Annotated in this window: 11 protein-coding genes; all 11 read right to left on the bottom strand. The window is 59.1% G+C overall.

Features of this window, described 5'->3' with window-relative positions:
• Nucleotides 1–4 precede the first annotated feature (4 nt).
• Nucleotides 5–1,993, bottom strand: a complete 1,989-nt coding sequence (locus tag HMPREF1147_RS01800) for a TonB-dependent siderophore receptor (protein WP_009657483.1) — start codon at nucleotides 1,991–1,993, stop codon at nucleotides 5–7.
• Between the two features lie 75 nt (nucleotides 1,994–2,068).
• Complete coding sequence (gene msrB / locus HMPREF1147_RS01795; RefSeq protein ID WP_009657492.1) at nucleotides 2,069–3,223, bottom strand: peptide-methionine (R)-S-oxide reductase MsrB; 1,155 nt, start codon at nucleotides 3,221–3,223, stop codon at nucleotides 2,069–2,071.
• A gap of 38 nt (nucleotides 3,224–3,261) precedes the next feature.
• Nucleotides 3,262–3,957 (bottom strand): uracil-DNA glycosylase, encoded by a 696-nt coding sequence (locus HMPREF1147_RS01790; RefSeq protein ID WP_009657495.1) that lies wholly within the window; start codon nucleotides 3,955–3,957, stop codon nucleotides 3,262–3,264.
• Nucleotides 3,958–3,967: 10 nt separating this feature from the next.
• Nucleotides 3,968–4,933 (bottom strand): 2-amino-4-hydroxy-6-hydroxymethyldihydropteridine diphosphokinase, encoded by a 966-nt coding sequence (gene folK, locus HMPREF1147_RS01785; protein WP_009657452.1) that lies wholly within the window; start codon nucleotides 4,931–4,933, stop codon nucleotides 3,968–3,970.
• 2 nt (nucleotides 4,934–4,935) lie between these two features.
• Nucleotides 4,936–5,301 carry a dihydroneopterin aldolase gene (gene folB / locus HMPREF1147_RS01780; protein WP_009657488.1) on the bottom strand — a complete coding sequence of 122 codons (366 nt, stop codon included), beginning with the start codon at nucleotides 5,299–5,301 and terminating at the stop codon, nucleotides 4,936–4,938.
• A 1-nt stretch (nucleotide 5,302) separates the two neighbouring features.
• Nucleotides 5,303–6,151, bottom strand: a complete 849-nt coding sequence (gene folP, locus HMPREF1147_RS01775; RefSeq protein ID WP_009657501.1) for a dihydropteroate synthase — start codon at nucleotides 6,149–6,151, stop codon at nucleotides 5,303–5,305.
• Nucleotides 6,148–6,738 carry a GTP cyclohydrolase I gene (gene folE, locus HMPREF1147_RS01770; protein WP_009657487.1) on the bottom strand — a complete coding sequence of 197 codons (591 nt, stop codon included), beginning with the start codon at nucleotides 6,736–6,738 and terminating at the stop codon, nucleotides 6,148–6,150. Before folE ends, folP begins: the two co-directional genes overlap by 4 nt.
• A gap of 33 nt (nucleotides 6,739–6,771) precedes the next feature.
• Nucleotides 6,772–7,914, bottom strand: coding sequence for a carboxynorspermidine decarboxylase (nspC, locus tag HMPREF1147_RS01765; protein WP_009657458.1), 1,143 nt, complete (start codon nucleotides 7,912–7,914; stop codon nucleotides 6,772–6,774).
• On the bottom strand, nucleotides 7,914–9,113 hold the full coding sequence (locus HMPREF1147_RS01760) for a saccharopine dehydrogenase family protein (RefSeq protein ID WP_009657493.1): 1,200 nt from the start codon (nucleotides 9,111–9,113) through the stop codon (nucleotides 7,914–7,916). Before HMPREF1147_RS01760 ends, nspC begins: the two co-directional genes overlap by 1 nt.
• A gap of 88 nt (nucleotides 9,114–9,201) precedes the next feature.
• Nucleotides 9,202–11,208, bottom strand: coding sequence for a methyl-accepting chemotaxis protein (locus HMPREF1147_RS01755; RefSeq protein ID WP_009657448.1), 2,007 nt, complete (start codon nucleotides 11,206–11,208; stop codon nucleotides 9,202–9,204).
• Nucleotides 11,209–11,406: 198 nt separating this feature from the next.
• A partial coding sequence (locus tag HMPREF1147_RS01750; protein WP_037351014.1) for a methyl-accepting chemotaxis protein occupies nucleotides 11,407–13,251 on the bottom strand: 1,845 nt, incomplete at its 5' end.

Below are 13,251 nucleotides of genomic sequence, written 5' to 3'. Positions count from 1 at the left end.
CCCTTTAGAACCTGTAGCTGTAACTCAGCAGATAATTGATAGACGCCGTATAATAAACTGTTCCGCTGTGCATCGTCGTATCCTTGCGGTCGAGCACATTGTCAATCCGCAGACTGATCTCACTGTGATCGTCCGGAGCATAGCTTGTGTTCCACGTCGTGAGCAGATAAGGCTTTGCCGCATAGGAACGCTGTGCCGACGGTGACTGCACGCGCGAGGCGAGATAGGACGCCGTGATTGCGGAGTTCCATTTCCCTTTTTGATAGTGTATGCCGCCCGTAAGCTGAATCTTGCCAAACGCGCGATCCCACCCGCCCGCAACAGCCGTGCTGTTCGTCTCCGGGTTCTGCCACGTCAGTCCCCAGTTGTAGGAAAATCCGTGCGTCCCCCTAATATCCGCGGAGAGCTCCACACCCGTATTGCGGAAATCCTCATTCGTGTATTGATATTCGGTTCTTCCCGTATTCACCTTTGCCGTGATATTATCCTTGACGTTCATATGGAAGAATGCGGCTTTCCATATGTGTCCGCCGTGCGATTTCTTCCAGCCGATTTCGTAATTAACCCCCGTCTGCGGACGCAGATTGGATGCAGGCAGCTGCCGCCCATTCTCCCCGTACATCTGCGCGAAGGTTGGCATGACGAACGATTGACTGATGTTCAAATAGAGACTGCTCTCGGCGTTCAGTTTATGCAGCCACTGTCCCGACGCGCTGAGATTGTGGAAATTCTGCCGCTTCGCCGCGCCCGTTGTCCACGTCTCGCGCAGACCGAAGATCCCCGTATTGCGCTCGTCAAAGCGCTGCTCCCACTGACCGAAAATCCCCCAATTGTTGCGGGAATATCGGTCGTCCTTATTACTCGCGACCGTCGGGAGCGCGGCATAATATTCATGCTCGAAGTCGACACCGAGGATCGCCGTCGCCTTAGCATTGACCTTCCATGTCCGCTGAAGATCCAGCCCGTAGGTCATATTTTTCTCGCGCGAATCGTAGAACCCGTCCGGCGTGCGCGCGCCGCCCCTTCCGTTAAAGTACACCGATCCCGCAAATTCCATCGTACTTGTATTAAAGTACAGACTTCCTTTCCAATCCGCATCATGGTAGTTGAGCTGGGTGACGTACTGCCTCGTCTCGTATTTGCGGTTATTATACGGCTCCCCAATCGTCAGTGGGATGCTGCCCGCATGACGCGCCGTCACATAGCGTTGGTAACGCGCGGAGGATTCATAGAGATTGAACAGGAAATCCAAATGCGGGTTGATATGATAGCCGATGCCGAGATTTTTCTTCTCTACATCATGAATGTCCGTCCGTGTTTCTCCCTTGAAGCGCGTCTGAGCAACATTCGTATAGGTCAGCCCGTTTTGATGCCCCCACTTATCGCAGTTATAATACACGCTGAAGCGGTCATCCCCGACGCTCATGCCGGCACTGCGCTGTCCATAGCTGCCGAATCCTGCATGAACCTCGTTCTGCACGTGCTGCTTCGTGATGATATTGACCACGCCGCTGACCGCTTCACTGCCGTAGAGCACGGAGCCGCCGCCCTTCACAACCTCAATGCGCTCGATAGCAGATGCCGGAATCGCATCGAGATTATATTTTCCGCGCCACGAGATCGGATTGCCGTTCACGAGTACAAGCGCGCCGCCCTTTGCACCGCGCAGATTCACCTCGTTCGTCATGGTTCCCATCGACGCGCCGTTTGGACCAAAGGATTTGTAGGTAAATCCATTGACCTGTGCAAGCGCATCGGACACATGTGCCGCTCCGCTCGCCTTGATCTCATCCGCTGTGATGACCGTCGTCGCCGCCGGAACATCCACATCGTTCTTCTCGCTTCGAGTCGCCGTCACAACGACGTCCCCCAACGTGTAGGTGTCCATGCCCTGCGCATCATCCGCTGCCGATGCAGCATAGGCGTGATGACCGGACGCGAGCAGTGCGCCGCAAACCAGGCGCGCAAGAATTTTCCCCTTTTCCATTTTCATAAAAACATCTTCTTTCCATTGAAACAAGAATACAGCGCTGCGCCGCAATCCCCGGAAGCGGCACAGTTATGAGCTTTATTGATTTTCAAGAAGATAGAGATAGTCGCCGTAGCCCTCCGCCTCCATGTCCTCCTTCGGGATAAAGCGCAGGGAAGCGCTGTTGATGCAGTAGCGCAGGCCGCCGCTCGCCTGCGGGCCGTCGTCAAAGACATGCCCGAGATGCGCGCCGCTGCCCGCCGCCGTGACCTCCGTGCGCACCATACCGAACGAGCGATCCTCATGCTCCGCGATGAGCGCATCGTCGATGGGGCGCGAGAACGCCGGCCATCCGCAGCCCGAGTCATATTTGTCCGTCGAGACAAAGAGCGGCTCGCCCGTCGTGATGTCGCAGTAGATGCCCGCGCGGAACTCGTGATCGTATTCGTTGCGGAACGGCGGCTCGGTCGCCTTTTCCTGCGTCACCGCGTACTGCATATCCGTCAGCTTTTCCTTCAGCTCCGCATCCGACGGCTTTTCATAGGTGCGGCTCGGATGCTGTGCCGTCTGCTTCTCTGCGGCGGCTTTCTCCGCGGCTGCGCGCTTTTCACGCATCTCCGCGATCTTTGCGGGCGAGATGTGGCAGTAGCCGTTCGGGTTCTTCGTGAGGTATTCCTGATGCCCCTCCTCCGCGCGGTAAAAATTCACAATCGGGCCCATCTCAACGGCGATCGGCTTGCCAATGCGTTTTTGCAGCGCGTCCAGCGATGCGCGGATCGTGCGCTCGTCCGCCGTCTCGCTCCCGTCCGCGTTCGGCACATAGTAAATCCCCGAACGGTACTGCCGCCCGACGTCGTTGCCCTGCCGATCCTGCGTCGTCGGGTCAATCGAGTCATAGAACACATTCAGCAGTTCATCGAGCGATACAATACGCGGATCGTAGACGACATGCACCGTCTCCGCATGTCCGCTGCCGCTGCATACCTCCTCATAGGTCGGGTTCGCGGTCTTGCCGTTCGCATAGCCGCTCTCGGCGGAGACGACACCGTACACGAGACTCGTATAGAGCTCCGTCCCCCAAAAGCATCCCCCCGCGAGATAGATCTCCGCCTGCCCGTCCTTCGGCTGATTTTTCTGTACGATGCCGCGCGGCATCTCCGCAGATGCCTTCGACGACGCGCCCGGCGCGCCGCAGCCGCCGAGACAAAAGACGAGTCCAAGTGCGCAGACGAGACGCATTCCCTTGATATTCATATGGATACTCCTTTCGAGACGTTCGTTCATATTTCGATTTATACTTCAATTTCCTCTGCCGGCCGCAGCGCCCACTCGATCGGCGTCTCACCCGCGCGTACGAGGAAATCGTTCACGCGCGAGAACGGGCGGCTGCCGAAGAATCCGCGGTGTGCCGAGAGCGGGCTCGGATGCGGCGACTCGACGATGAAATGCGCGGGATTCGTGATGAGCGCGCGTTTGCGCCGCGCGGGATTGCCCCACAGGATGAACGCGAGCGGACGCTCCCGCGCACCGAGCAGACGGATGATGTGATCCGTGAACTGCTCCCACCCATACCCCTGATGCGACGCCGCCGCATGGGCACGGACGGTGAGCACGGTGTTGAGGAGGAGCACGCCGCGGCGCGCCCACGGGATAAGACAGCCGTGGTTCGGCGGCGCGATGCCGAGATCATCCTGCAGTTCCTTGTAGATGTTGAGCAGAGACGGCGGCGGTGCGACGCCAACCTGCACGGAGAACGAGAGCCCGTGCGCCTGCCCGTCGCCGTGATAGGGATCCTGTCCAAGGATGACAACCTTCGTATCGGCAAAACTCGTATAGTGCATCGCATTGAAAATCGCATACATATCGGGATAAACGCGCCGCGTTCGATATTCCTGGATGAGAAACGCGCGCAGCTCGCTGTAATACGGCTGTGCCATCTCCGGTGCAAGCAGCTCCTGCCAGTCGTTTTGAAAAATTGCTTTTGCCATCGCATTCTTCCTAGATTCTGTTGTAAATTTCAAAGATACAGTCTTTTCCTGCGCACGCCGCCGTCCGTGCAAAATCCGTGAGCGGCGGCAGAAAGGTATCCGCGCCGTATCTGCCCATGAGACGCGTCACATGCGCGCGATGCACATACGGCAGGAGCACGCGGTAACATTCCTCCCCGCCAATCGCAAAGATGCGGCGCGCCGCATCGGAATCTAGCCGCCCGAGCAGATGCCAAAGCGCCGCGAGGTCGTGTACGATATGAAAGCCGTCCGCGCGGTCAAGCGTCCGCGAGAGCACGATGTTCTCCCGTCCTGCGAGCGGCTGCTTGCCCGGCAGGCTCTTCATCGTGCGCCGCCCCATGATGACGATGCCCCCGATCGTCTCCGCACGGAAATGCGCCATATCCTCGGCGCAGGACGTCAGCAATCCACCCGCGCGCCCGATGCCCATATCCTCATCCACCGCCGCAATGAGTTCGAGCGGATAGTGTGCGGCGAGCTCCGGCGCGCGCACAATGCCGGACGTATCAACTGCCGCACACCACGCCGTCACCATCTTTCCGTGCACGACAAGGTGCGGCGCGATCTCCGCAAGCGGCACGAGCACAAAGGCGCGCTCACAGAGATAGGGATGCGGCAGTATAAGCTCTTCCCCCGCCGTCTCCACGCCGTCGATATGCAGGATATCAAGGTCGATCGTACGTGCACCCCAATGCTCGCGCCGCACCCTGCCGAGTGCGTGCTCTATATTCTGCAGCGCTGCAAGCAGATCCTGCGGCGTCGTGTCAAACTCGATGCAGGCCGCAGCATTGAGAAACGGCGGCTGATCCGTCTTTCCCCACGGCGGCGTCTCGTAGAACGCCGATACCTCCGCAAGCCGCATCCGAGGATGCGCGGCGATGCGGCGCAGAGCCTCCCGCATCGTCTCGCCGCGGTCGCCGAGATTTGCCCCGAGCCCGACGTATGCCGTCCGCATCGTCATTGTCCCCTGCGGCGCACAATATCGACGCCCACATCGGCGAATACGCCGCCGATCGGTGCGTCCGGCTTGTGCACGGTCACGCGCACGGCGCGTACGCACGGGAACACATCGAGAGCGCGCACCGCGATCTCCTCGGCGACGGCTTCGATGAGGCGTTTCGGCGCGCCCTCCACAACGGCGCGCACGATCTCATAGAGCTCCGCGTAGTTCGCCGTCGCGTCAAGGTCGTCCCGCGCCCCCGCCTCGTGCAAATCGATCAGCAGCTCCGCATCCACGACAAAGCGCTGCGGGTTCTCGCGTTCATGCGGGAGCACGCCGTGACATGCCGAGAATGCCATGCCGCGCAAAAAAATTCGATCCATATTACGCCCTCAGTATCGCATCCGTCATCCGGCACATGCGCACGATCGGCTTCACATCATGCACGCGCACGATGGACGCGCCGCGCATGATGCCGAGCACGCACGCCGCGCCCGTCGCCTCCATGCGCTCCTCTACAGGCAGATCAAGCGCCGCTCCGATAAAGCTCTTGCGGCTCGCGCCGAGGAGCAGAGGATAGTCCGCCCCGTCATAGGAAATCAGCTCGTCCATACGCCGCATCACATGCATATTCGCCGCGGGCGTCTTGCCAAAGCCGATGCCGGGATCGAGGATAATGTTCTCCCTAGACAGCCCCGCCGCATCCGCAATTTCCATGGAGACTGTAAAAAATTCCCGCATCGCCGCGATGATATCCCTGTCGTATTCCGTGCCGTTTTGATTGTGCATGACGACGACGGGCGCGTTCGCCGCTGCCGCCGCGCGCGCCATTTCGCCCGGCTCTTCGGCGTATTGCAGACCCCAAATATCGTTGAGGATGTGCGCCCCTGCCGCGAGTGCCGCACGCGCCGTCTCCGCCTTGAACGTGTCGACAGAGACGGGCACGGGGCATTCCCGTAGGACGGCTTCGAGCAGCGGCATCAGTCGCTCCATCTCCTCGGCAGCACTCATCGGCACAAATCCGGGACGGCTCGATTCCGCGCCGACGTCGACGATGTCCGCGCCGTCCTGCACCATCTCCTCCATATGCCGGAGCGCGCGCTCCCGCGTGTTCCACCGCCCACCGTCCGAGAACGAGTCGGGCGTCACGTTCAAAATGCCCATGACGAGCGTGCGCGCGCCGAGGGTCAGGTTCTTTCCGTCACGAAAACGATAGATTCTCTTTGCCGTCATTCATGTACTCCCAGCATCTTCCACGCGGCGGCTGTCTCCGCCGCATCCGACCGGAACGCGCCGCGGTATTCCGCCGTGACCGTCTGCGTCCCGTGTGCGCGTTCCCCGCGCATCATCATGCAGAGCTGCTGCGCGCGAATGACGACGAGCACGCCCGACGCCCCGAGACCGCGCATAATCTCATCCGCAATCTGCGCCGTCAGCCGCTCCTGCAGCTGCGGGCGCGCCGCATAGAGCGCGGAGAGCTGCGCAAAGATGCCGAACCCCGCCACACGCCCGTCCTGCGGACGGTAGACAATATCGACCGTCCCGAAGAACGGCAGCAGATGATGCTCGCACATAGAGTAAAATGGAATATCCCGCACAGCGACGAGCCCTGCCGTATCCTCGATCATCGTCTCTTCCCATAGCGCCGCGGGATCGTTCCGCAGCCCCGCAAAGAGCTCCGCGTACAGCTCTGCTGTCCGCGCGGGCGTCTCCTCCATCCCACAGGACGCCGCAGAAACGCCCAGCGCCGCAAGGAACTCCCGCATCGCCGCCGCCGCACGCCGGAGATCGGGCGCTCCGCCCCGGGTCTTCTCTGTCATCAATTCATGCTCCTTTGATTCCCACCACACCGCTCACAGCCGCATCTTAAAGTCCTCATAGCCGAAGGAGCGCACGATCTCCCACGCGCCCGACGAATCGACGGCAACGATGTACGGGAGCGGCATCCCGTTGAACGTGTTGTTCTTCACCATCGTGTAAATCGCCATATCGCCGAACACGACGCGGTCGCCCGGCGCGAGCGGCGCGTCAAACGAATACGTCCCGATCGTGTCGCCCGCGAGACAGGTCGGCCCCGCGAGCGTATAGGTATGCGCCTTCTCCCCCGCCTCGCCCGCGCCGACGACGGGCGGGCGGTAGGGCATCTCGATCACGTCGGGCATATGGCAGGCGGCGGACGTATTGAGGATCACGTTGCCGTCCGCGCGCACATCGAGCACGGACGCCGCGAGATACCCCGCATTCAGCGCGACTGCCTCGCCCGGCTCGAGGTAAACGGCGACGTCGTAGGTCTCCTGCACATGACGAATCAACTCTTCCAGCAGTGCGACGTCGTAGTCCGCGCGCGTGATGTGATGTCCGCCGCCAAAATTCAGCCATTTCAGCCCGTGCAGATATTTCCCGAACTTCTCCTCCACCGCCGCGAGCGTCACGGCGAGCGCATCCGCCCCCTGCTCGCAGAGTGTGTGAAAGTGCAGACCGTCGATCCCCTCGGGCAGGGTCTCCGGGAACTCCGCGATCTTCACGCCGAGGCGCGAGCCGGGCGCGCACGGATCGTAGATCGCGTGCTCCTGCGTCGAGCGCTCCGGGTTGATGCGGATGCCGCAGGATGCCCCCTGCGCGCGTGCCGCCGCGCCGAACCGCTCCCACTGGGAAAAGGAGTTCAAGACGATGTGATCGCAGATCGCCGCGAGCGCGGTGATCTCCTCCGCCTCGTAGGCGGGCTTAAAGACGTGGTTTTCCTTGCCCATCTCCTCCTGCGAGAGACGCGCCTCGTAGATGCCGCTCGCCGTCGTCCCCGCAAGGTAACGCCCGATGAGCGGATAGTAGTAGTACATCGAGAAGCATTTTTGCGCGAGCAGCACCTTTGCCCCCGTGCGCTCTGCGACGCCCGAGAGGATTTCGAGATTGTGCGTCAGCAGCTCCTCATAGACGAGATAGGAGGGCGTCGGAACGGCATCCCACTCGGTGCGCCGCTCCCCGCACTGCGCTGCCATCAGTCCACGAGGACAGGATTGCGGTTCTCCTGCCACGGCAGACCCCACCGGTTCAGCGCGTCCATGAACGGATCGGGGTCGAACTCCTCGACGTTGTAGACGCCCGGCTTTCTCCATTTGCCCGTCATGACCATCATCGCGCCGATCATCGCGGGCACGCCCGTCGTGTAGGCGACCGCCTGCGAGCCAACCTCCTTGTAGCATTCCTCGTGGTCGCAGACGTTATAGAGGTAGTAATTTTTCTCTTTTCCGTCCTTCTTCCCGCGGAAGATACAGCCGATGTTCGTCTTGCCCTTTGTCCGCGGGCCGAGACTCGCGGGATCGGGGAGCACCGCCTTGAGGAATTGGAGCGGAATGATCTTGTGTCCCTCGAAGTCGATCGGCTCGATCGACGTCATGCCGACGTTCTCCAGACAGCGCAGATGCGTCAGATAGCTCTCGCCGAACGTCATAAAGAACCGGATGCGGCGAATGCCCTTGATATTTTTCCCGAGGGATTCGAGTTCCTCATGATGGAGCAGATACATGTCCTTCTTCCCGACCTCGGCGAAGTCGTAGACGCGCTTGATCTCCATCGGCTTCGTCTCGACCCATTTTCCGTTCTCCCAGTAGCTGCCGTTCGCGGAGACCTCGCGGATGTTGATCTCGGGGTTAAAATTCGTCGCAAATGGATAACCGTGGTCGCCGCCGTTGCAGTCGAGGATATCGATGTAGTTGATCTCGTCAAACTCGTGCTTCAGTGCGTACGCGCTGAATACGCCCGTTACGCCCGGGTCAAAGCCCGACCCGAGCAATGCGGTCAGCCCCGCGTCGCGGAACCGGTCACGGTACGCCCACTGCCAGCTGTATTCGAACTTCGCCGTGTCCTCCGGCTCATAGTTCGCCGTGTCCACATAATGCACGCCCGCCGCAAGGCACGCGTCCATAATGTGCAGATCTTGATAAGGAAGCGCGAGATTGAGCACGACCTCCGGCTGAAACTCGCGAATGAGCGCGGTGAGCGCCGCAACGTCGTCCGCATCGACCGCCGCCGTTTGGATTTTCGTTTTGCCGCCGTCCAGTTTCGCCTTCAGCGCATCGCATTTCGACTTCGTACGCGACGCGATGAGGATCTCCTCGAACACCTCCGGGTTTTGGCAGCATTTATGCACGGCGACGCTCGCCACACCGCCTGCGCCGATGATCATTGCTTTTCCCATGAAACCGCCTCCTTTGTATATCCCCTATCATACAACAGCAAACGGGGCACTGCAAGTGCAATGCCCCGTTTTTGAAAACTCCATGGGATTAGAGTTTGAACTTCTTTGTTTCCTCGGCAAGCTCTTCGGCGAGGTTCGAGAGACGCCGCGTCGACGCCGCGATCTCCTCCATGGAAGCCGACTGCTCCTCGGTCGCCGCAGAGACGTTCTGTGCGTTGTCCGCATTCGCCGTGCTGACCTTTTGGATCTCTTCGACCTGTGCGCGCACCGTCTGCGTCTCGCCCTCCATCTGCTGGATACCCGCCGTGATGCTCTGTACCCCGTCACCGAGATCTTGAATCGCATCATAGATGGACTGGAACACCCCGTCCGCTGTCTGTACGGACTCGAGCCCGCGCGCGACGTCTGCGCTTCCGCTCTTTCCTGCCTCCATCGCACGATCCATGTCGCCCTGGATGGACTGCATCGTCTGGGAGATCTTCTTCGAGAACTCGCCTGACTCCTCGGCAAGCTTGCGGACTTCCTCAGCAACGACCGCGAAGCCGCGTCCGTGCTCGCCCGCGCGCGCCGCTTCGATCGCGGCGTTCAGTGCGAGCAGGTTTGTCTGCTCCGCGATGCCCGCAATGACGTCGACACTGCGGCTGATCTCCTCGGAGCTGCGTCCGAGCGCCGTGATCGCGCCCTCAATGGTCTCCGATCCCGTCTTGATCTGGTGCATATAGTTGACAACTTCATCGATGGAGCGACGCCCTTCATTGACACGGTCGACGGTATCGCTCGTCACCTGAGCCACAGACTCTGCACGCTTGGACATCTCCGCCGCATGATTCGAGATCGCCGCCGCGGCCTCAGCTACGGAGCGAGATGCCTCCGACTGACGCTCGACACCTTCCGCAATTTCCGTGATAGACACAGCAACGTGGTTCGACGCCTCCGCCGACTGCTGGGATGCATCCGTCAACGCCCCGGCCGATTCGGAGAGATCGCCCGCATTCGCCTGAATGCCCTTGATGAGTTTGTTGAGTGTCCGACCCATTTGGATGAACCCGTCGGAGAGCTTCCCCATCTCGTCTTGGGACGTAATGGTCTTCGGTATCTCACGCAGATCGCCGCTGTTCAGAATCTCGCAGACGCGGACAATGCGCTTGATGCCTTCCGCAAAATTATGAGAGATGAAGAAGATGATCGCCGAAATGGCAAGAAGCATCACGATGGTCAGCCCCGCAAGGATCAGAAGAAGATGATGTGCGCTTGCGAGGATCTCGTTGTCCGACGCCTCGGACATGATGACCCAGCGACGCCCCTCGAGATGTACCGGAACGAGAATGCCCGTCATCTCCTCACCGGATTCACGCTCATAGTGTGCCGTCGCGGGCGCATCCTTATCGAGGGCTTCCTTGAACGCCGTCACAAGGCTCGGCGAAATCTTCACACTCGATACTTCCTTGCTGAAGTCAAGCTTGCCGACCTGCTGCTGCTCGTTCGGATGGATGATGACGAGTCCCGACTCATCCGCAACAACAAGCTGTCCCGTCTTGTACGTCGCCATCGATGCAAGCTTCTCGTCGAAGTTCGAAAGTCCGACCGTTCCCGCAATGATGCCCTTGAGCACACCGTTGTCCTTCACCGGAACCGCAATGACCACAACGACCTTCCCCGTAATCGACGAGATGACAGGCTCTGAAATAACGGTCTTCTGCGTCTGTACCGCCCTCTTAAAATACTCGCGATCCGCACGGTTGAGGACGTTATTGTCCACATCGAACCCGGTGCCGTCGAGATTGATGTAGCCTATGTTCGAGAATACATCCGTATCCCTCTTGAGCTCCTGCATCTTCGCGAGCTTTGTGGCGTCATCCCCATGGATCATGGAGTCATCACGCGCCATTGCCTCCAGCTGCACCTCGTTCATGCCGAAAACACGCTGCACCTCGAGCGCCGCCTGCTTGCCGATGCCTTTGCCGATCGTTGCGGCATTCTCGTCAAGCATGCCGCTCGACATCTTATAGCTCACGCCAAAGAATACGAGAAAACCGATCAATACGACCGGCAGGACGAAGGCGAGAAACTTCGTCCGAATAGACTTAAATTGCATTTTCCCTCTCTCCTCAAAAATTATCATAACACGTCCATTTATATACGACTGTTAAGATGCATCGTATCACATTTTATCAGCATTAACAAGATGCATCGTAATTAAATCATGAATATATAATGGTAATAAACATTCAAATTCTTCTTTGAACATAGAAAAAAGGCGGTATACACCGCCTCCTCTGTATCGCTGTATAAATTACAGTTTGAACACCTTTGTTTCTCCGGCAAGCTGATCCGCGAGGTTCGAGAGCGTCCGCGTCTCTGCCGAGATCTCTTCCATCGATGCCGACTGCTCCTGCGCCGCGCCCGAAACGGACTGCACGCTGCTCGCGTTTGACATACTGACCTCCTGCACGGAGACAATCTGCTCGCGTACCGTCTGCGCCTCGCTGTCCATTTGGCGAATGCCGTCGGTAATGCCCTTCACGCCCGCATCGAGCTGCTGAATCGCAGCCGAAATCGACTGGAATACTTCATCCGCCGTCTGCACCGAGGTCAGACCGTTGCTGACGTATTCGCCGCCGCGCCTGCCTGCCTCAATGGCGCGCTCCATATCGGCCTGCACGGACTGCATCGTCTGCGAGATCTTCTTGGAGAATTCGCCCGACTCTTCGGCGAGCTTGCGGACTTCCTCGGCGACGACTGCGAATCCGCGCCCGTGCTCACCCGCACGCGCCGCTTCGATGGCCGCATTGAGCGCGAGCAGGTTTGTCTGCTCCGCAATGCCCGCGATGACGTCAACGCTGTGGCTGATCTCCTCAGAGCTCTTTCCAAGCGCCGTAATTGCGGCCTCGACCGTCTCCGATCCGGTCTTAATCTGCTGCATGTAGTTGACAACTTTGTCAATCGAGTGACGCCCTTCGCGGACGCGTTCGATGGTATTGTTCGTGACCGTCGCAACTTCCTCTGCACGCTCCGACATCGTCGCCGTATGTGCTGAAATCGCTGTCGCCGCGTTCGTCACCGAGACCGCCGACTCATGCTGCTTCTCCGCACCCGCCGCAATCTCCGTGATGGTGTCCGCCACCTGCGTCGATGCATCCGCCGACTGCTGCGACGCGTACGATACTGCTTCCGCCGACTTAGAGAGCTCAAGGGCATGCGCCTGGACATTGCTGATGAGGTGATGCAGAGTTCTGCGCATCTTGATGAAGCCGTCGGAGAGCTGTCCCAACTCGTCCTCCGATGTGATTGTCTTCGGTTTGTCGCGCAGATCGCCGTCGTTCAGGAGATCGCACGCACGAACGACCTTTTTAATATTGACGGCAAAGCTGTTCGTCATCAGGAATACGATACCCGACACGAGAAGAAGCATCACGAGCGTCAGCCCTGCGAGAATGCCGAGGAGACTGTTTGCTTCCTCACGAACCTCACGCGTCGCCACCTCGCCGATCACGACCCAGCGGCGGCCGTCAAGCTGCACCGGTACGAGCATTGCCGTTAGATCCTCGCCGTTCCCATCCACATAGTGAACAACGGTCGAATCGTTCTTGTCGAGGACATTCTTAAATCCCGCGACGAGCGGAGCTCCATTCGGCTTATCGGGAATTTCCTTGCTGAGATCAAGTTTGCCGACCTGTGACTCATCTGTGGGATCCATAATAACAACGCCGGATTCGTCTACAATCATCATATGTCCTGTACGGTGAACGAAGAGAGCCTTGAGGTCGTCGTTGAAAGTCGAGAGCTTCACCGTTCCGGTCACGATCCCCACAACAGCGCCGTTCTCCTTCACAGGAACAGCAATAACCACGGCAACCTTTCCTGTGCTTCCCGATATGAGGGGCTCTGAGATTACTGTCTGCTGTGTTTGCATGACTTTTTTGAAATAATCCCGACCGGAGCGCTCAATCTGTTCGCCTTCAACACTAAAGCCTTTCCCTGTCACATCAAGATAAGAGACTACGGAGAATACCTGCGTATTCTGCTTCACTTCCTGCATCTTGGCAATTTTCGCAGCGTCATCCCCATGCAGAAACGCATCGTCGTATGACATCTCTTCCAAATGTGCTTTGTTGCTTTCAAAAACCCGCCGCACCTC

The sequence above is a fragment of the Selenomonas sp. FOBRC9 genome (assembly GCF_000287655.1).
GTDB lineage: Bacteria > Bacillota > Negativicutes > Selenomonadales > Selenomonadaceae > Centipeda > Centipeda artemidis.
The sequence above is the reverse complement of the archived record's forward strand: the minus strand, read 5'-3'. Positions and strand labels throughout refer to the sequence as shown.

What these genes read in the sequence shown, in the direction of transcription:
- HMPREF1147_RS01800 (WP_009657483.1), bottom strand. Translation starts at nt 1,993, where the DNA reads ATGAAAATGGAAAAGGGGAAAATTCTTGCGCGCCTGGTTTGCGGCGCA.
- msrB (WP_009657492.1), bottom strand. Translation starts at nt 3,223, where the DNA reads ATGAATATCAAGGGAATGCGTCTCGTCTGCGCACTTGGACTCGTCTTT.
- HMPREF1147_RS01755 (WP_009657448.1), bottom strand. Translation starts at nt 11,208, where the DNA reads ATGCAATTTAAGTCTATTCGGACGAAGTTTCTCGCCTTCGTCCTGCCG.
- folE (WP_009657487.1), bottom strand. Translation starts at nt 6,738, where the DNA reads ATGACAGAGAAGACCCGGGGCGGAGCGCCCGATCTCCGGCGTGCGGCG.
- HMPREF1147_RS01790 (WP_009657495.1), bottom strand. Translation starts at nt 3,957, where the DNA reads ATGGCAAAAGCAATTTTTCAAAACGACTGGCAGGAGCTGCTTGCACCG.
- folP (WP_009657501.1), bottom strand. Translation starts at nt 6,151, where the DNA reads ATGACGGCAAAGAGAATCTATCGTTTTCGTGACGGAAAGAACCTGACC.
- folK (WP_009657452.1), bottom strand. Translation starts at nt 4,933, where the DNA reads ATGCGGACGGCATACGTCGGGCTCGGGGCAAATCTCGGCGACCGCGGC.
- folB (WP_009657488.1), bottom strand. Translation starts at nt 5,301, where the DNA reads ATGGATCGAATTTTTTTGCGCGGCATGGCATTCTCGGCATGTCACGGC.
- HMPREF1147_RS01760 (WP_009657493.1), bottom strand. Translation starts at nt 9,113, where the DNA reads ATGGGAAAAGCAATGATCATCGGCGCAGGCGGTGTGGCGAGCGTCGCC.
- nspC (WP_009657458.1), bottom strand. Translation starts at nt 7,914, where the DNA reads ATGGCAGCGCAGTGCGGGGAGCGGCGCACCGAGTGGGATGCCGTTCCG.